This window comes from Sporolactobacillus sp. CQH2019 (assembly GCF_028765345.1).
Taxonomy (GTDB): Bacteria; Bacillota; Bacilli; order Bacillales; family Sporolactobacillaceae; genus Sporolactobacillus.
Window position 1 is genome coordinate 224540 of the sequence record NZ_JARAJZ010000005.1, and the last position, 17574, is coordinate 242113.

Here is a 17574-nt window from a genome sequence, read left to right on the forward strand (position 1 = left end):
TGTCCCGGCAGGATAGCGGTACACAGGAAAGGGATGCGATGCAAAAAAACAATAAAGTCTGCCATGATCCGCTGACGGACATGGACGGAGGGCCGGCGACGCCGGATAAAGACTTTCTTGCCTGATTTTCAGGCTGTGCGCCGGACCGGACCTCCTCCGGACAAGGGGAGGAAAACAGGATGTCGGAATCAGTACGTAAAAGAGGAATCGTTTGCATCAAATCGCCGGAGGATATGGCACGGTTTGTCAGCGATCGGAAGAAGGCCGGAAAAACCGTCGGGTTTGTCCCGACGATGGGCTTTCTGCATGAGGGGCACTTGTCGCTTTTTCGGAAAGCGGCGGAAACATCGGATTGTGTCGTCGCCAGTGTCTTTGTCAACCCGACACAATTCGGCGACCGCGAGGATTATATCAATTATCCGCAGGATACGGAGCGTGATGCCCGGCTCGCCGAAGAGGCCGGCGTGGAGGCACTTTTCCTGCCTGATGTGTCCGCGGTTTATCCGAACGGAACGGCGGTGACCGTCACCGTCCATGAGAAAACCGATGTGCTTTGCGGCAAGAGCCGGCCGGGACATTTCGACGGCGTGGCCACCGTTTTGACCAAGCTATTCAATATCGTGCAGCCGGATACTGTTTATTTCGGAATGAAGGATGCCCAGCAGGTGGCGGTCGTCGGCAGCCTGATCCGGGCATTTCATTTTCCGATAAAATTGATCCCATGCCCGATCATTCGCGAAGCGGACGGCCTCGCCCGCAGTTCGCGCAACGTCCGGCTCAATGCCGATGAAAGAAAGGAAGCCGTCGAACTTTCAAGAGGGCTTCAGCAAGGCATGAAAGCTTTGAAGCAGGGAGAACGGGATTTTGAAAAAATTGCGGAGGCCGTGCGATTGTACTACCGCGACCATCTGAAGCTCGCTGAAATCGATTACGTCGATGTCCTGAATTACCCGGATCTGAAGAGAAACGGGGTCGTGCTGTCCGGACCGTTTATCATTGCCAGTGCCGTCCGTTACTCCCGGGCGCGCCTGATTGACAACGTCACCGGCAATACTGCGGCATTGAAAGAGGAGGTCTGAAAGATGCTGAGACCCTTTCTGAGATGCAAGATTCACCGCGCAACGGTTACCGACGCGGATCTGAATTATGTCGGCAGCATTACGATCGATCAAACGATCCTGAAAGCCGCCGGCCTCCTTCCCAATGAGAAGGTTCAGGTCGTCAACAATAATAACGGTGCCCGGCTGGAAACTTATATCATACCCGGAAAGCCGGGATCCGGAGTCATCTGCCTGAACGGCGCGGCGGCAAGGCTGGCACAAAAGGGCGATATTGTAATTATTATGGCCTATGCTCTGATGAGTGAAAAAGAACTGTCGGAAAACAATCCGGTCGTTGTCCTCCTGGATGAGCACAATCAGGTGAAGCAGTTTCTCAGCGAGAAACCGATGCAGTTCCTTTAAAATAAACATTAGATCATCCCGTAACAGAAAATTCTTTGTCTGTCTTGCATTTCCCGCTCATCATGTTTACGATTAGTGTGATTTAGTATGACGCACTGGGTAAACCGCTGAGTCAACGTTCAGAATTTCTATTTTCTTCAATCTGCGGCATTCCGTTCTTTTTGTACAGGCAGAACGGTTCCGCAGATACATAAAATAAGGGTGATCAGATGAAAAATTGGATAATCATCGGCCTGCCTGCCCTGGTGCTGGTCGCCGGCTGGGGTTCGCTGCAGCTGTACAACAGCAATATGAACTATGAAAACGGACTTGCCCGAACGGCCGCGGCTAAAGCGGAACGGCAGTTCCATCCGGATAAGATTGAATCGGTTGCCTACTATAACGGCTCGGAATCCTATCAAGTTGTCAGGGGAACAAGAAATGGCGTGCAGATGTATTTCTGGGTTCCGGACGGCAAGGGCGCTTACTTTACGCGGATCGCGAAAAACGGCATTACGAGCCGGCAGGCCCTTCAGATTCTGGCAGGGATGCATCTGGATGTGAAAACGATTCTCTCTGTCCGTCTGGGCGCGATTCAGGCCACGCCGATCTGGGAAATTACTTTTCTGAACAGCCGCGGCAATTACAACTATATCTCGATTAATTTTGACAATGGCAAAGAAGCACAGCGCATCCTGAATATTTAATTCCGATATTCATTTAAAAATAAGAAGAATTGGCAACAGGAAAAAGGGAGGAAAAACAATGCAGTTAGCAAAAAGAGTGGAAACGATCACGCCTTCCAGTACGCTGGCTATTACGGCGAAAGCGGGCGAACTCGCCGCCCAGGGCTATGATGTGATCGGCCTCGGAGCCGGCCAGCCTGATTTCAACACACCGGATTTTATCATCGACGCAGCCATGGACGCAGTGAAAGCCGGGCATACAAAGTACACACCGACAGCGGGACTGCCCGCACTTAAAGAAGCGATCATCGGCAAACTGAAACGCGATCAGGGATTCGACTACAGGCCGTCGGAGATCATCGTCGGAAACGGGGCGAAGCATGTGCTGTATCTCTTGTTTCAGGCACTTCTTAATCCGGGCGATGAAGTGATTATCCCTGCTCCTTACTGGGTAAGCTATCCGGAACAGGTAAAACTGGCCGGCGGCGTGCCGGTGCCTATTGCCACAACCCAGGAACAGCAATTCAAAATAACGGCCGGCGATCTTGAAAAAGCCGTCACGGACAAAACGAAAGCGATCATCATTAACTCACCGAGCAACCCGACAGGGATGATTTATACCGATGACGAACTGAAGCCGATCGCCGAATATTGTCTGGAGCACAACATTTTGATCATTTCAGACGAAATCTATGAAAAGTTGATCTATAACGGAAATTCCTTCCGTTCAATCGCCCAGATTTCCGATCGGGTCAAGGCGCAGACGGTCGTCATTAACGGAGTCTCCAAATCGCATGCGATGACCGGCTGGCGGATCGGCTATGCCGCAGGGAATTCAGAACTCATCCGGGCAATGACCAATATTGCCAGCCACAGCACATCCAACCCTGCATCGGTGTCCCAGTACGCGGCGATCGCCGCCTATACCGGCCCTCAGGAAAGTGTCGAGAAGATGCGCCGGGCTTTCGAAAAACGGCTGAATACGGTTTATGATCAGCTGATTGCGCTGCCGGGCGTTGTCTGTGCGAAACCGCAGGGAGCTTTTTATCTGTTTCCCAATATTGAAGAGGCAAGCCGTTCCTGCGGCTTCGATCAGGTTTCGGACTGGGTTTCTGCTCTTCTCAACGAGGAAAAGGTAGCCGTCGTACCGGGCGCGGGATTCGGGGCTCCGGAACATATCCGCCTGTCCTACGCAACCTCGCTCGAGAAATTCGAAAAAGCGCTGGACAGAATGGAGCATTTTATTAAAACGCATCGGAAATAAATCAGGTAAAGGAAAACGGGACAGAGTCAGGGCTCAGACAGCGGCCGGGTCCCGGTTTTCTTATACTTAAATTCCGCTAATCCTTTCATATTTTTATCTGTCAGGGTTGAACCATGGGGGTCTTTACGAAAATGAAAGCAACGATTGCTGAAGTCAATCAATATATCGGCCGGGAAGTCACGATCGGAGCCTGGCTTGCGAACAAACGGTCGAGCGGGAAAATTCAATTTCTTGAGCTTCGGGACGGAACCGGTTTTATTCAAGGTGTCGTTCTGAAAAATGAGGTCAATGAAAAAGATTGGGAAGAGGCAGGGGAACTGACTCAGGAAAGTTCGCTGTACATCACAGGAACCGTGCGTGAGGACAAACGGGCTCCCTCAGGATTTGAGCTGACGGTCTCGTCGCTTGAGCCGATCCAGATTACAAGCGATTACCCGATTACGCCGAAGGAACATGGCGTCGAATTTCTGATGGACCATCGCCACCTTTGGCTGAGATCAAGCCGGCAGCATGCGATATTGAGAATCCGCAATCAGGTGATTAAGGCAACGTACGATTTTTTTAATGATCACGGTTTCATTAAAGTGGATCCGCCGATACTGACCGGCAGCTCGGCTGAAGGAACGACCGATCTGTTCCGTACTAAATACTTTGATCGTGACGCCTATCTGTCGCAGAGCGGCCAGCTTTATATGGAGGCCGCGGCGATGGCCTTCGGAAAGGTATTTTCTTTCGGACCGGCCTTCCGGGCGGAAAAATCGAAGACACGCCGCCATCTGATCGAATTCTGGATGATTGAACCGGAAATGGCTTTTACGGATCACGAAGAAAGTCTGAAGCTTCAGGAAGAATACGTCGCATACATCGTGCAGGAAGTGCTGAAAAACTGCCGGCCTGAATTAAAGGCAATCGGCCGCGACACGGCAAAGCTCGAAAAGATCCAGGCACCGTTCCCGCGCATAACCTATGATCAGGCAGTTGAATTTTTGAAAGAGCAAGGGTTTGACGACATTGAATGGGGCGACGATTTCGGTTCCCCGCATGAAACGGCCATCGCCGAACATTTTGATGTCCCTGTTTTCGTGACTGAATATCCCGCCAAGGCAAAAGCATTCTATATGAAGCCCGTCCCCGGCCGCGAGGAGGTCGTTCTCTGCGCTGATCTCCTGGCTCCCGAAGGCTACGGAGAAATCATCGGCGGAAGCCAGCGGATCGATGACCTCAAGCTGATGGAGGAGCGTTACCGGCAATACCATCTGACCGATCCGTCGTACAAATGGTATTTGGAACTTCGCCAATACGGCTCCGTACCGCATTCGGGGTTCGGATTAGGCCTGGAACGGGCGATTGCCTGGATCTGCGGACTGGAACACATCCGCGAAGCCATTCCGTTCCCGAGACTGCTGAACCGCATTTATCCGTGAGCGGACGGAACAATCACAGACGGACCGGTGAAAAAATCACAATCGATTTTTTCACCGGCTTTTTTTATATGTACAGGGCTTTAACGGCGGCCGGGCCTCGGCAGGCAGCGCTGAAACCGTGCCGAATTTATTTTTTTTCAATTTAATCATGATATAATGGTCCGTGAGGTGTCAAATATGGATAAAAAGTTCATGTTGAATCTTCTGATGAAGGGCGATGTCAATATTCCGGCATTGCTTATTGAACATTATCATGCGATCGGACTGAATGAACAGGAATGTATGATGCTGATTCAGGTTCATTCTTTTATTATAAAAGGTGATGACTTTCCTACCTTTGACGACCTGGCTCAAAGGATGACTCTCGATGAGACGGCGTGCGCCGATATGCTTCGCCGCCTGATCCAGCACGGATTCCTGTCGATTGTTCAGAAAAAGGAAAACCAGATATACTCCGAGGCCTATTCGCTTCTGCCGCTCTGGGACAGGCTGCTGAGCTATGCCTACGGCAAAGAAAGCAAGGCTGCGGAAGAAGAGGGCGAAAAAGCGCTTTACACGATTTTTGAACGTGAGTTCGGCCGTCCGCTCTCGCCGATCGAGTGCGAGTCTCTGGCGATGTGGACGGATGAGGATCATCATTCGCCCCAGCTGATTAAAGCCGCACTTCGTGAAGCGGTTGTTTCGGGCAAACTGAATTTCCGCTACATCGACCGAATCCTTTTCGATTGGAAAAAGAACGGAATCAAAACGCTGGCCCAGGCAAAAGAGCACGGCGAAAATATCAGACGCCACCAGCAGCTGCCGCGGCAAAGGAAGGAAAACGAAACGAAAAAAAATCCGAAAATGCCCGCCTATGACTGGCTGGATAATGGCTGAGGGGGGTGGAGTCCATTCTGAATCAGAGCCAGATTGACTCGGTGCTTGAGACGATCGCCGCGATGTTCCCGGACGCACATTGCGAGCTGAATCACCGCAATCCCTTTGAACTGGCAATCGCCGTCATGCTTTCCGCCCAGTGCACCGATGCCCTGGTCAACCGTGTGACGGCGAGCCTTTTTGAAAAATACCGTGTCCCTGAAGACTATCTTTCCGTTCCGCTGGAAGAATTGCAAAGTGACATCCGGTCGATCGGGCTTTACCGCAATAAGGCGAAGCACATCCGGCAAATGTGCGAGCGGATCATTGAAGATTATGGCGGGGAACTGCCCCGGAATCGTGAGGAACTGATCAAGCTGCCGGGAATCGGCCGCAAGTCGGCCAATGTGATTGTGTCCGTTGCCTTTGGAGAACCGGCGCTTGCCGTCGATACGCACGTTGAACGTGTGACCAAGCGGCTCGGCATCTGCCGCTGGAAAGACAGTGTCCTTGATGTGGAAAAAACGCTGATGCGGCGGGTTCCCAGAGAAAAGTGGTCGGAAACGCATCATCGCCTGATCTTTTTTGGCCGCTATCATTGCAAAGCGCAGGCCCCGAAGTGCCCGGAGTGCCCGCTGCTCGATCTCTGCAGGGAGGGACGGAAACGGATACGGATGAGGGGAGGAGGCCTTGCTGTTGCAGAAGAGCGAAACGACGCTTAATGTACCGGCATCTTTCTGCTTTCCTCCGTTTTATGAAAGAGAAGCGCATGTTACATTTTCCGATGCCGGTACGGCCGGAAGGGAACAGCCTTTCTTTTACGACATTCTGTTTATTGAAAAGCCTTCGTCGCTTTCTTCATGGCCGTGGGAAGATCCGTTGCGGGATTTTAATCGCAGCTGGCCCGACAGACGCGCCGGAATCGCCGAGGCGTTCCGCAGCCGCGACCGGAAACGGGCAGAGAAGCCGATGATTCAGGCGCTGGCGCTTTTTATCGATCAGGCCGTCTGGTCATCGGGAAGGGCGGTCGACAGCCTGTCGCCGCAGCATCTGATGAAAACAGTGGCCAGTCTGCCCTATGCCCCGCTTAATATTGAGGGAAGGCTCTCCTATATCATCAAACAGCCCGATCACTATCTTTCATTCATCCAGCTGAACCAGCTGGATGAAGAGCTGAAGAAAAAACTTGCCGTCTACAAGAAAAAAGGATGAAAAGAGAGGACGTCCCGCCGTCGAATTTCCGACGATGGGACGTCCTCTTTCAATGCACATTCATAAGTACTTGTAAATAAAACTGAGCCGGCTTCTGTCTGTTTTACTGTCCGCTCGACGGCTTTTGTTGAGTCGTGTTCTGCTGATTTTGCTGCGTCGGCTTTGACGACGCAGCAGGCGGGGTTGAAGAAGAGCCAGCGCTGCTAGAAGCGGGAGTCGTGCTCGAGCTGCTTGGACTGCTCGAACTGATCGGCGTGCTTGAGCTGCTTGAACTGATCGGCACGCTTGAACTTGCCGCACTGCTGCTCGAACTGCTTGAACTGCTCGAGCTGCTGTTATTTTTATCTGCCGCCTGATTCTGCTGCTGGGTCTGATAATTCAGAGCCTCGCTTGAATTTTTGACGGCCAGTTCGCCGCCGATATTGATCACGGAGCCCGGCCGCGTAAAATCGGGTGCTCCCTGCATGAATTCACTCATGATGTCGCGGAAGATGATCTGCGAATATTTTTGTTCATTTTGGCCCAGGAAGGTTCCGTAATTACTGTCGCTCGGTTTGTTCTGATTCACATCGTAACCGGTCCAGACGGCCGCCGTCAGCCTGCTTGTATAGCCGACAAACCAGGCGTCAAGCGCGCCGTGGCTTTGATCGTACGGTGAAATCTGGTATTGCTGCGCGTATTTGTCGTCGATGTTCTGTGTTCCGGTTTTGCCTGCAAGCGGCACGCCGGGAATATCCGCAGTGACACCGGTTCCGGAAGTCATGACGCTTTTCAGCATGTCGGTAATCATATACGCCGTATAATCGTGCATCGCCACATGCCGTGTATGATTCAGATTAATCACTTCGCCATCCGGGAAAACGACTTTCGTCACAGCATACGGCTGATTGTAAACGCCGCTGTTTCCGAATGCCGCGTAAGCTCCCGACATCTGCAGAGGCGAAGAAAAGAAGGGACCGATCGCATAAGATTGATAGATGCTGTTAAAATTGAATCCCAGATTGTTTGCAAACGAGCGAACGTCCGCAGCGCCGTTCGGCGTGCTGAGCAGGGTCTGCATCGTCCGGACGGCAGGCGCGTTCCGGGACAGGGCCAGCGCCCGGCGCATCGTCATTTTGCCCATGTATTGGTTGTCCCAGTCGGAAACAGACACTCCCTGGGAACCCGACTGTGTATAATACGTTTTCGTATCGTCCACCTGATGGTTGGTCGACCAGTTCAGATACTCGATGGCGGGGCCGTAATCCATAATGGGTTTAGCCGTCGAACCGACACTGCCGGTATTGATATACGACCAGTTTGTATTGAGATATTGATAGTTTCGCCCGCCGCCGAGAGCACGGATCGCTCCGGTCTGGGTATCGATCACCGCCACGCCGGCCTGAAAGTTTTTCTGGACATTGGAGAAGTTATTGCTGTTATTCAGCACATCTTCCGTCCGCTGCTGGACGGACGGATTCAGCGTCGTGTAAATTTTCAGGCCGCCTGAATCAAATTGTTTATCGGTGACCAGCTTTTGATCGTTAACCAGCACTTTACGGACATAATCGACGAATGAGCTGTATTTTCTGTTGCTGACCGGAATGTCCCGATGATCCTTGGTCATTTCTTTCATGGGGACACTTTTGGCTTTGGCAGCCTGGGCCGGCGTAATCGCCTTATATTTGGCCATCAGATCGAGGACCAGATCACGCCGCTCTTTTGCCTGAACCGGGTGGAGAATCGGGTCGTAGTAACCCGGATTCTGTGTCATTCCCGCAAGCATCGCAGCCTGTTCCAGCGTCACATTCTGAATGGGGCGCCCGAAAAATTTTTCCGATGCGGCCGCCACGCCGTAAGTCGGCCCTTCGCCCAAATAAATATCGTTCAAATACATTTCAAGAATCTGTTTTTTCGTGTACTTTTTTTCCAGCTGAATCGCGAGATAGGCTTCCTGAATCTTTCTTGTAAACGTTTTATTCTGTGTCAGCAGCGCATTGCGCACGACCTGCTGAGTGATCGTGCTCCCGCCTTCCGATTTATAGCCGTTCGTAAATTGGGCGACGGTCGCTCCGAGAATACGGATCGGGTCGATCCCGAAATGCTGGTAGAAACGGACATCTTCTGTAGAGATAAAAGCGTCCTGCACCACAAGCGGAATCGAGTTGATACTTGTATACATTCTGTCCTGGCCGGTATCCACATTGGTCGCCTTATTGCCGTTCTGATCATAGATAACGGATGATACCTGATTGCGCAGCGCATCTGCGTTCAGCGGCGGAGCGCTCTTAATGATCGCAAGCACGGTCACCGTGCCGGCCAAAAGTAAAAACAAGAAAATAAGAGACAAAATGAGTAGGATGCGCTTAAACCATCGCCCTTTTTTGCCTCCTCCCTTCGAAGATTTCTTCCCATTTTTTTTCTGAGACTTATTTGCTTTCAGCTTTTCCATTTCAGCTGACCGCCGTCTCTCCATACGCGAGTGATATTCAACCATGCTAAAAATCCTACCTTTCCGGAAAGCCAGTCCCATGGGTATTACGCTTCATATTATTCGAGCGGCCCGGGAGATTATGACCAACTTAAAAGTATACATCATTCACGACGCGAAGGTAATCAATTCGCGGCGCATAATTTTGCGGCACGAGGAATCCTTTTTTCTGAAACAGCGCTTTCGGCACCGATTTACGCCCGCCCTTACGCTGCGAGACTTTCCAGCACTCAGCTAAAATTCCTGCGTCCAGCAAATATACTTCATCGGCCTGAGTAAATCTGACGATAATAAAACCGATGCCTCCGTGACGTTTGATCCTTTCCATATGCTCGATCTGATGGCTGTGAAAATTTTTTAAAGGAATATAATTGGCGTGCGTCGTTTCTTTTGCTTCAAAATCGATGTATTTTCCTTTGTAGACACCGTTGTAGTCCGTTGTCGAGGCCTTGCGAAAATAGGCCTCGGTTATTTTAGCGGCGCTGCGTTTGGGGTAGTCGACATGAACGATCTGAACAGGCGTCGGTTTTTTATAGATAACCGCCCGGTCCGCATCTCTGTAGTATTGATTGGCCGCATTCAGGTCCTCTTCAAGCGTCATGCCGCGATGGCCGTAGACAACCGAATCCGCCGCCGTTTGCTGTCTGCGGTTTCCCGATTCCTTATACGGCTGTCCATTCGGATAAAAGAATGTCAAATGATAAAGGCTCCTTTCCAAAAAATCGCAAAAAATCACTTCTTATAATTTTCGATAAGAATCGGAATATCTTTACCACAGTATACCAAAACGAACGCCAATCGTGTGCTAGTTTACGTATAAACGAACATACATTCCGTTAAAATTATGACGAATTGATTAAAGTCGTACAAATTTTCACTAGTTTTGCCGGAGTCGTTCGAGTTCTGTCGGACAGGCAGGGTTTCCTCCATCTGCTCTAGAAAATTTAAACAAACAGCTGAAAGAAGGTTGATTCATGAGCGGATTGAGAACGGTTGAGGCATGCAAAGGATTGTCGGCACAGGCATTGGATTATAAAATGGACTACCTGTTAATGGAACTGGAGCATCTGGACAACAAGCTGGTCCGAAAAACCGAGGAAATGATCGGCGAACAGTTCGGCAGCTGCCGCCGGGAACTGTTCCGGATCGGCAGCGAAATCGCACACATCAATCGTTCTGTCAATCGTCTTGAAAAGAATCTGGATACTTTCAGTAAAACGGCGGCAGGAACGGCTCTGCCCGAATCGTCAATAGAAGTTCCGCAATGAAAAAGAGGGGCAGACGATCTCTTTGATTCCCGGTAAGTGTTTTTTTTCAGTACGCATGGTACACTAACAAGGGGATTTGTTTAAGAGGTGGCCGAAATGGAAGAAGAAGAGGACAGCCGGCTGAGACGGCTGACCGCAGAGTTGAAAGAAAAAAACCGGGAAGCCTATGATCAATTTGTGAATCGGACCAACAGACCGGACTACAAAACCGATTTTTACGGCGAAGTGAAGCCGTTCGCCGACCGTGTCCAGCTATTGATCGATGCATGGCGGCCTCTTGCCGATCACTGGGTGAAAAGCAGGAGGCCGAAATATGTCTATCCGATACAGATTAAGGATACGTACGACAACCTGGCAATCGTCTGCGTCACCGCATTTCAAACGGATACACGCAAACGCCGTTTTTTTGAAACGATCAAAGCCGTTGATTACGTTTTAGAAAACATGCTCAGACAGATTGACTAGAGCAAGGTTTTCGGATCCTGGTCAGCCGTTTAAGCGAACGAAAGACCAAAGTGTGAACAAGAAATAGGGAACACCGAACAGTAGGATCATCCAGTACATAATAGAAGCAATCGTTTCAAACGATCTTTCTGCCGGAAGCCGCTCCATCCGTCCGGCAAGCTGTTTCAAGCGTCCGTACCATTCCCTGCGTTTTTCGTGAAGCGATGCCGCAGCCGTCCTCGCCATAATCTGCCTCCCTGCATTTTTTATTTCAGCTTATGGCTTGTCTCTCTTTTTTATTCCTTTCTGTTTTTCCCCCAAAAAATAAAGAACAAAAGAACGGCCGGCGCCGCCGTTAGCGACCGGCAATATTTTTGAGTTCCGCAGGCGATTTACCGTTCAGCTCCTTGAATCCTTCATAAAGGGCAATGATTTCTCCTCCATAGACGGGATAGACAGCGCTGAATCCGCCATTCAATATATAGTAATAACGATCGCTGTATTGTTTCAGAAAAAGGACGTAGTCTCCGTCCGCAAGCGGTCCCGGATAGACGGCATTTAGCGGATCTTCAGGCCTGGGAAGCGGTTCGACGCCCGTTGAAAGAAGATAGGCAGGGGAGGAGGCCGTTCCTTTGTAAGCGTCCCGGATATGAAGAATCTGTCTCGAGTTGACGAGCTTCCGGCCCGGAGCCGCAGTTCTTCCTGTTTCCCATTTATTTATTCCGGCATTGAGACGGGCATAAACAATCAGATCCGAAGTTTTTATAAGTGAACGCAAATCCGGATTCCGCTGCGTCACGATGATTTGTTTCGGAAAAGGGGACTGGGCCGCGGCCCCGTCTGAAAACAAGAAACAGAAGGCCGGAATCAATCCGGCGAGAATAAAAACTTGCAGCAGGCGCGATGAAACAGTCATTGGCAACGCTCCGTTTCCATGAAGTAGCTTTTCTTAGAATGAGCGCAAGCCGCGAATATTATCCGTCATTCCGGATGCAAAATAGCCCCGGAATTTTGTCCGGAGCCGTAAATTTGTAGGTTTCAAAGAACAGAGCGGCTGTACGTGCCTGCGTCGATGATCTCGCGGACTGAACCCGGCCGGTGATTCATTCTGCGAAAGGAGCGACGGAGACAGAGGAGGATTAAAGTCCGATCCGTGTCAGATCCTGGATACGGATGATGGCAATCGGTTCATTTTCCCCCGATTTCACAACAGGGAGGACATGGATGTCCTTTTCTTCCATTAAGTGCAGGGCTTCGGCGGCCAATTGGTCCGTCGTCACAAAATACGGATCGGCCGTGTAAATCTGACGAATCGGCTGATCCCATGAAATATTGCCGTTTGATAAGGCTTTCCGGATGTCGCCGTCGGTCAGGATGCCGATCAGCCGATTTTCTTCATTGACGATGGAGACTGCACCGATGCCGCTTTCCGTCATTTTAAACAGTACTTCTTTGACTTTGGCGTTTTGATAAGCAGCCGGGTTTGCCCTGTTGATGGAGCGAATGACGCCCTTGACCGTCAGCAGCAGCTTCCGGCCGAGAGAGCCGCCGGGATGGAAAACAGCGAAATCTTCCGGCTTGAAATCACGCACGTCCAGCAGGGCAACAGCCAGCGCATCGCCCAGTATAAGCGTCGCCGTCGTTGTCGACGTCGGTGCAAGGCCGAGCGGGCAGGCCTCCGCAATCGTTCCGGTATCAATCGATAGATTGGAAAGCCCGGCCAGCGTGGAACGGGCATTTCCGGTAATCGAGACGACCTTTGCGCCGATGCGCCGAACCGATGGGAGAATCCGCAGCACCTCTTGCGTTTCGCCGCTGTTGGAAATCGCCAAAACGATATCGTTTCTTGTGATCCTGCCCAGATCTCCATGAAGCCCTTCCGCCGGATGAAGGAAGAACGAAGGCGTGCCTGTACTCGCAAGTGTCGATGAGATTTTTCTGCCGATGATTCCCGACTTGCCCATACCGGTAATCACAACGCGGCCTCTGCAATTTAAAATCAGGCGAATCACTTGCTGAATCATCTCCGGATCAAGCCTTTTTTTCAGCTTCAGCACTTCCCGGATCTCCGTATCGAATGTCCGGCTGAACGAATCCATGTATGCTTCTGTATTTTTCAAACGCGTTTCAATGACGTAGTTGATTCTGCTTTTCTCGGTGTTCAGGTTCATGGACAGGCCTCCTTATCTTTTAATAGTATTTCACTGCATCCAGATTGCGGACGACAGCGTCGATTTCCAGGAGCGGTTTCAATAGTTCTTCCAGACTTTCAAGCGGCACCATATTCGGCCCGTCGGACCATGCCCGATCCGGATCAGGATGTACTTCCATAAAAACGGCGTCCACGCCCGCCGCGACGGCGGCACGTGAAAGGTAGGGGACAAATTCACGCTTTCCTCCTGTCGATATGCCGTTTCCGCCGGGAATCTGAACGCTGTGCGTCGCATCAAAAACGACCGGATAGCCGTACGAGCGCATTGTCGGAAGCGACCGCATGTCGACGACCAGATTATTGTAGCCGAATGAGGCACCGCGTTCCGTCAGCAAAATGTTTGTATTTCCCGCTTCCTCGAGCTTTGTGATCACATTTTTCATGTCCCACGGTGCGAGAAACTGGCCTTTTTTAATATTGATGATTTTCCCGGTCCGCGCCGCAGCGACCAGCAAATCGGTCTGACGGCAGAGAAAAGCGGGAATCTGCAATATATCAAGCACATCGGCCGCAGGAGCTGCCTGATCGGCCTCATGGATGTCCGACGTCAGAGGCACGCCGATTTTTTCTTTGACTTTATTCAGAATTTCGAGTCCCTTTTCCAGACCCGGACCGCGTTTGGAATAGATCGACGAACGATTGGCTTTATCATAAGAGGATTTAAATACGAAGGGAATCCCGAGACGGTCGGTCACTTCCCGGATGGTGTCCGCCGTTTTAAGGACCAGATCTTCACTTTCAATCACGCACGGACCGGCAATCAGGACAAACGGATCGTTTTTTCCAAAACGGATCGATTCATTTAAGCGGAGCGTTTTCACTCACATCACCTCAGGTTTTTCGATTTTTTGATCCCGTTTCCAGTTCTTCCTGTCTTTAATATCACAAACAAAGCGGGGCATCAAGAAAATTATTTCCTCCTTTCGTTTCTGAAATAGTTAAAATCCGGTGAGGGGGTATGATTTTTTATTCCCTTTTTTTCAGGATACGAAACCTTTATTAAAAAATCATGAAAATATTTTCGATCGGGCTTGGAAACTGCATTTTCGGATGATTAAATAAATGTTTTATCTTGACCATTATTGGGCGGGGGAGTATCGTTAAAAGTGTTAAATGAATATGCGTTTGTCCACTAGGGGAGCATTCCGCTGAGAAGGGCACGGCCCTGACCCTTGGACCTGATCTGGATAATACCAGCGTGGGAAAGTGGTTTTGAAATCATTCAGGCAGCTGCCGCTTTCTTTTCGTACAGAGGAAAGCGGTTTTTCGTGTTTTTCAATCATTCTCCGACCCTGACTGTGCAGCGGATGCTTCCGAAAGAAAAGAAATCAGGATGAACGCAGACAGGAGGAAGAATAGATGAGCAAAAGTAAAAGTCGCAAGTTGAATCTGACCGATATTCTGGTCACGATTGTTGTTTCTTTGGTTTTCGGCCTTGTTTTTCGTTTGCTCGGGCCTGTGTACGATATGCTGCAGTCGCTCGGGCTGCAGCTCGATGCGCTGATCTACGGCATCTGGTTTATTGCCGGACCTTTCGCCGCTTTGCTGATCCGCAAGCCGGGTGTCGCCTTTCTTGCGGAAACTGCCGCCGCGATCGCCGAAATGCTGTTCGCAGGAAGCGGCGGCATTATCAACGTTTATTACGGTGTGGTTCAGGGAATTTTTTCCGAGCTGATTTTCGCCGCGTGGCGCTATCGAAAATTCACAGTCTCCGTTGCCGTTCTTTCCGGCATTGCCGCGTCCATAGGGTCTTTTCTGATTGACCTTGTTTACGGTTATCTGACCGATCTCGCGGGCTGGAACCTGACTCTGAACATCGGGTTCCGTATTATCGGGGCGGCGCTTTTAGCCGGCGTCTTCCCCTATATCCTTGTTAAAGCGCTGGAGAAGACCGGTGTTACCAATCTCATCCGTCCGGTGTCTAAGGAAGACTACGATGCCCTTAAATAGTCCCGGCTGCTGGGGAGTCACCAATCTGCGCCTTGCTTTTCCGAAGAAAAAAGAAATGTTTTTCAGAGATCTGACTTTTCATTACAAAAGAGGGGAAAAGGTGCTGCTGCTCGGCCCTTCGGGATGCGGAAAATCAACATTGCTTCAGGTGCTGTCCGGGCTCGTGCCGAACAGTATCGAACTGCCGATGAAAGCGGATGAGCTCGTACTTCCGGAAAACTGGGGCTTTATTTTTCAAGACCCCGACACCCAGTTCTGCATGCCTTATGCCGATGAAGAAATTGCCTTTGTTCTTGAAAATCAGCGGATCAGCCGCGAAAAAATGCCGGATTTGATTCGGCATTATCTGAAAATGGTCGGACTTGAGCCGGATCGCCCGCATCGGCTGATCAGCCGGATGTCCGGAGGAATGAAGCAGAGATTGGCGATAGCGAGCGTTCTCGCCCTTGAACCGGACGTGCTTTTTCTCGATGAACCGACCGCGCTGCTTGATCCGCAGGGCACCGAACAGCTGTGGCAGACTGTGCGCCGGATCGGCGCGGATCGGACACTGCTCATTGTCGAGCATAAAATCAGTCACGTTCTCGATCTGATCGACAGAGTCGTCCTTTTCGATCCGAGAGGTCAGATCATTGCCGACGGAGCAAAGGACGAGATTCTGCAAACACATGTGAAAGAACTGGATGAATACGGGATCTGGCATCCGGGCGTCTGGCAGGGATTGATCAGGGAGGGGCCCGGCCACCGGGAGGCGGCTTCAGAAAACGATGTCCTGCTCGAACTCGATAACTTTTCCGTGACCCGTCAGCATAAAATCCGATTTTCTCTGTCTCATCTGACCGTTTACCAAGGTGAATGGGTCGCCGTCATCGGCAAGAACGGCGCCGGTAAGAGCACGATGATTGAAGGAATCATGGGACTGCTCCGTCATCAGGGAAAAGTGCGCTGGCATCTCGATCATACACGTGACGACGTCGCTTTTGTATTCCAGAATCCGGAATATCAGTTTGTAACCGACCGCGTCGATGACGAACTGGGACTCAGCCTCGTTTTAAAGAAACTGGACAGCCGGGAAATCGACACCCGGGTCAACGAGGCGCTTGATCAATTTTCGTTGGCAGATCAGCGGCTGCAGCATCCGTTCCAGCTTTCAGTCGGTCAGAAGCGGAGGCTGAGTGTGGCATCGGCACTGATTAATCACCCGAAAGCAGTCATCCTTGATGAACCGACATTCGGACAGGACGCCCGCAACACATTCGCGCTGCTGCAGTTGTTCCAGCGGCTGAAGCAAGGCGGGACTACCGTGATTATGGTCACCCATGAAATGGAAATCGTCCGTTATTTTGCGACGAGAGTGCTGAAAATAAAAGAGGGGCATCTCGCCGCGGATTCACGGCGGACGGCAGAGGAAAGCAGGGAGGGGGAAGAAGATGGGGGATTTTTGGACAAACACGGACAAGCCGTTTTTCAAGATCAATCCTTCATTTAAATTTCTGATCATCGCCGCTCTCTTTATTGTCTATCTTTGTGTCCGCAATCTGAACACGATGATTTGGGCGACCGTCCTTTTTCTTATTCTTTATTTCCTGGTTAACGGCTTCCCGGCAAAATTTTCATTCTGGATGATCATTCTGACCTTTATTGTCTCTTTTTTGGGCACGGCCGCCATGATTCTGTTCGGCAAGGGCACGCACGTCCTGTTTCACTGGTATCTGATCATGATCTCCGAGGAGAGTCTGGCCCGCGGCGTTTTAATCGGCCTGAGAACTTTTATCTTCACAATGATCGGCATGATTCTGGCTTCGACGACGATGCCGGTGCCGTTTTTCTATTCGCTGATGCAGCAGCTTAAGGTGCCCGTCCGTTATGCATACGGCTGTCTGGCGGCTTTCCGGATGCTGCCGATGATGGCCGAAGAGTTCGTTCACATCCGCCAGGCAATGATCGTCCGCGGCATGATGCAAAAGAAAGGGGCACGGGCTGCCTATGAGAGGATGAAACACTATGCGCTGGCCATGCTTGCCCAGTCGATACGCCGCGCCCAGCGCACGGCTGTAGCCATGGAAGCCAAACGCTTCTCGATGACGGAAGCGCGGACTTACTACTACGAAATCGGCTGGAGCCGTTATGACCTGTATTTTCTGGTTGTCATCCTTTGCACGGTCGCCCTCGGTTTTCTGCTTTCTCACTGGATGCCGCTGACTCCGTTCACAGATGTGATTGATAATTAAAATGCTTTATTTCCAAATGCATGAACAGGATAAACCGTATCCGCCTCAAGAGGGCGCCCCATCCGTCAAACGTCTGACGATGAGGCGCCCTGTTTCATAAAGCGGAACGCAGCTTA

The 17574-nt window shown here is 50.8% G+C and carries 19 protein-coding genes and 1 riboswitch; of the genes, 13 read left to right on the plus strand and 6 right to left on the minus strand.

What is annotated here, in order from left to right:
* Window positions 1-206 precede the first annotated feature (206 nt).
* The 8 genes from panC to OYT88_RS09240 all read left to right on the plus strand — a co-directional run bounded on the left by panC (window position 207) and on the right by OYT88_RS09240 (window position 6883).
* The gene (gene panC / locus OYT88_RS09205) at window positions 207-1079 is read left to right on the plus strand and encodes a pantoate--beta-alanine ligase (RefSeq protein WP_443029707.1); all 873 of its coding nucleotides are present in this window, start codon (window positions 207-209) and stop codon (window positions 1077-1079) included.
* A gap of 3 nt (window positions 1080-1082) precedes the next feature.
* Window positions 1083-1463 carry an aspartate 1-decarboxylase gene (gene panD / locus OYT88_RS09210; RefSeq protein ID WP_274399491.1) on the plus strand — a complete coding sequence of 127 codons (381 nt, stop codon included), beginning with the start codon at window positions 1083-1085 and terminating at the stop codon, window positions 1461-1463.
* A 209-nt stretch (window positions 1464-1672) separates the two neighbouring features.
* Window positions 1673-2149: a cell wall elongation regulator TseB-like domain-containing protein gene (locus OYT88_RS09215; RefSeq protein WP_274399492.1), complete on the plus strand. Its 477-nt coding sequence runs from the start codon at window positions 1673-1675 to the stop codon at window positions 2147-2149.
* Window positions 2150-2207: 58 nt separating this feature from the next.
* Window positions 2208-3392: a pyridoxal phosphate-dependent aminotransferase gene (locus OYT88_RS09220; protein WP_274399493.1), complete on the plus strand. Its 1185-nt coding sequence runs from the start codon at window positions 2208-2210 to the stop codon at window positions 3390-3392.
* A gap of 131 nt (window positions 3393-3523) precedes the next feature.
* Window positions 3524-4816 (plus strand): asparagine--tRNA ligase, encoded by a 1293-nt coding sequence (gene asnS, locus OYT88_RS09225; RefSeq protein ID WP_274399494.1) that lies wholly within the window; start codon window positions 3524-3526, stop codon window positions 4814-4816.
* Between the two features lie 177 nt (window positions 4817-4993).
* A complete protein-coding gene (locus OYT88_RS09230) occupies window positions 4994-5692 on the plus strand; it encodes a DnaD domain-containing protein (RefSeq protein ID WP_274399495.1) in 699 nt (232 codons plus the stop codon).
* 14 nt (window positions 5693-5706) lie between these two features.
* Window positions 5707-6393 (plus strand): endonuclease III, encoded by a 687-nt coding sequence (nth, locus tag OYT88_RS09235; RefSeq protein ID WP_274399646.1) that lies wholly within the window; start codon window positions 5707-5709, stop codon window positions 6391-6393.
* Window positions 6368-6883 carry a YpoC family protein gene (locus OYT88_RS09240; protein ID WP_274399496.1) on the plus strand — a complete coding sequence of 172 codons (516 nt, stop codon included), beginning with the start codon at window positions 6368-6370 and terminating at the stop codon, window positions 6881-6883. Before nth ends, OYT88_RS09240 begins: the two co-directional genes overlap by 26 nt.
* A gap of 103 nt (window positions 6884-6986) precedes the next feature.
* Here the strand turns inward: OYT88_RS09240 and OYT88_RS09245 are convergent, their stop codons facing one another.
* A complete protein-coding gene (locus OYT88_RS09245) occupies window positions 6987-9314 on the minus strand; it encodes a transglycosylase domain-containing protein (protein ID WP_274399497.1) in 2328 nt (775 codons plus the stop codon).
* 130 nt (window positions 9315-9444) lie between these two features.
* The gene (recU, locus tag OYT88_RS09250; protein ID WP_274399499.1) at window positions 9445-10050 is read right to left on the minus strand and encodes a Holliday junction resolvase RecU; all 606 of its coding nucleotides are present in this window, start codon (window positions 10048-10050) and stop codon (window positions 9445-9447) included.
* 277 nt (window positions 10051-10327) lie between these two features.
* On the opposite strand from recU, the gene OYT88_RS09255 reads away from it, so the two are divergent.
* Window positions 10328-10621: a hypothetical protein gene (locus OYT88_RS09255; protein WP_274399501.1), complete on the plus strand. Its 294-nt coding sequence runs from the start codon at window positions 10328-10330 to the stop codon at window positions 10619-10621.
* Window positions 10622-10717: 96 nt separating this feature from the next.
* Window positions 10718-11086 (plus strand): YppE family protein, encoded by a 369-nt coding sequence (locus tag OYT88_RS09260; RefSeq protein ID WP_274399503.1) that lies wholly within the window; start codon window positions 10718-10720, stop codon window positions 11084-11086.
* Window positions 11087-11107: 21 nt separating this feature from the next.
* Here OYT88_RS09260 and OYT88_RS09265 read toward each other — a convergent pair whose 3' ends face one another.
* The 4 genes from OYT88_RS09265 to kdsA all read right to left on the minus strand — a co-directional run bounded on the left by OYT88_RS09265 (window position 11108) and on the right by kdsA (window position 14098).
* A complete protein-coding gene (locus tag OYT88_RS09265) occupies window positions 11108-11311 on the minus strand; it encodes a hypothetical protein (RefSeq protein ID WP_274399504.1) in 204 nt (67 codons plus the stop codon).
* Window positions 11312-11420: 109 nt separating this feature from the next.
* Window positions 11421-11981 (minus strand): hypothetical protein, encoded by a 561-nt coding sequence (locus OYT88_RS09270; protein ID WP_274399505.1) that lies wholly within the window; start codon window positions 11979-11981, stop codon window positions 11421-11423.
* A 223-nt stretch (window positions 11982-12204) separates the two neighbouring features.
* Window positions 12205-13236 (minus strand): KpsF/GutQ family sugar-phosphate isomerase, encoded by a 1032-nt coding sequence (locus OYT88_RS09275; protein ID WP_274399506.1) that lies wholly within the window; start codon window positions 13234-13236, stop codon window positions 12205-12207.
* Window positions 13237-13255: 19 nt separating this feature from the next.
* Window positions 13256-14098 (minus strand): 3-deoxy-8-phosphooctulonate synthase, encoded by an 843-nt coding sequence (kdsA, locus tag OYT88_RS09280; RefSeq protein ID WP_274399508.1) that lies wholly within the window; start codon window positions 14096-14098, stop codon window positions 13256-13258.
* Between the two features lie 303 nt (window positions 14099-14401).
* Window positions 14402-14499, plus strand: a riboswitch (TPP riboswitch).
* Between the two features lie 137 nt (window positions 14500-14636).
* On the opposite strand from kdsA, the gene OYT88_RS09285 reads away from it, so the two are divergent.
* The 3 genes from OYT88_RS09285 to OYT88_RS09295 are packed head-to-tail and all read left to right on the plus strand — an operon-like array spanning window position 14637 to window position 17458.
* Window positions 14637-15227, plus strand: coding sequence for an ECF transporter S component (locus OYT88_RS09285; RefSeq protein ID WP_274399510.1), 591 nt, complete (start codon window positions 14637-14639; stop codon window positions 15225-15227).
* Window positions 15214-16716 carry an ABC transporter ATP-binding protein gene (locus OYT88_RS09290; protein ID WP_274399511.1) on the plus strand — a complete coding sequence of 501 codons (1503 nt, stop codon included), beginning with the start codon at window positions 15214-15216 and terminating at the stop codon, window positions 16714-16716. Before OYT88_RS09285 ends, OYT88_RS09290 begins: the two co-directional genes overlap by 14 nt.
* Window positions 16658-17458, plus strand: coding sequence for an energy-coupling factor transporter transmembrane component T family protein (locus OYT88_RS09295; RefSeq protein ID WP_274399513.1), 801 nt, complete (start codon window positions 16658-16660; stop codon window positions 17456-17458). The genes OYT88_RS09290 and OYT88_RS09295 overlap by 59 nt, the downstream gene beginning before the upstream one ends.
* The last annotated feature ends 116 nt before the right edge of the window (window positions 17459-17574 follow it).

Excerpts from the sequence above, each read along its gene's own strand:
- panD (WP_274399491.1), top strand. The coding sequence starts at position 1,083 with ATGCTGAGACCCTTTCTGAGATGCAAGATTCACCGCGCAACGGTTACC.
- OYT88_RS09245 (WP_274399497.1), bottom strand. The coding sequence starts at position 9,314 with ATGGAAAAGCTGAAAGCAAATAAGTCTCAGAAAAAAAATGGGAAGAAA.
- OYT88_RS09265 (WP_274399504.1), bottom strand. The coding sequence starts at position 11,311 with ATGGCGAGGACGGCTGCGGCATCGCTTCACGAAAAACGCAGGGAATGG.
- OYT88_RS09255 (WP_274399501.1), top strand. The coding sequence starts at position 10,328 with ATGAGCGGATTGAGAACGGTTGAGGCATGCAAAGGATTGTCGGCACAG.
- OYT88_RS09260 (WP_274399503.1), top strand. The coding sequence starts at position 10,718 with ATGGAAGAAGAAGAGGACAGCCGGCTGAGACGGCTGACCGCAGAGTTG.
- OYT88_RS09220 (WP_274399493.1), top strand. The coding sequence starts at position 2,208 with ATGCAGTTAGCAAAAAGAGTGGAAACGATCACGCCTTCCAGTACGCTG.
- OYT88_RS09275 (WP_274399506.1), bottom strand. The coding sequence starts at position 13,236 with ATGAACCTGAACACCGAGAAAAGCAGAATCAACTACGTCATTGAAACG.
- OYT88_RS09285 (WP_274399510.1), top strand. The coding sequence starts at position 14,637 with ATGAGCAAAAGTAAAAGTCGCAAGTTGAATCTGACCGATATTCTGGTC.
- OYT88_RS09230 (WP_274399495.1), top strand. The coding sequence starts at position 4,994 with ATGGATAAAAAGTTCATGTTGAATCTTCTGATGAAGGGCGATGTCAAT.
- OYT88_RS09215 (WP_274399492.1), top strand. The coding sequence starts at position 1,673 with ATGAAAAATTGGATAATCATCGGCCTGCCTGCCCTGGTGCTGGTCGCC.
- OYT88_RS09290 (WP_274399511.1), top strand. The coding sequence starts at position 15,214 with ATGCCCTTAAATAGTCCCGGCTGCTGGGGAGTCACCAATCTGCGCCTT.
- OYT88_RS09295 (WP_274399513.1), top strand. The coding sequence starts at position 16,658 with ATGGGGGATTTTTGGACAAACACGGACAAGCCGTTTTTCAAGATCAAT.
- asnS (WP_274399494.1), top strand. The coding sequence starts at position 3,524 with ATGAAAGCAACGATTGCTGAAGTCAATCAATATATCGGCCGGGAAGTC.
- OYT88_RS09270 (WP_274399505.1), bottom strand. The coding sequence starts at position 11,981 with ATGACTGTTTCATCGCGCCTGCTGCAAGTTTTTATTCTCGCCGGATTG.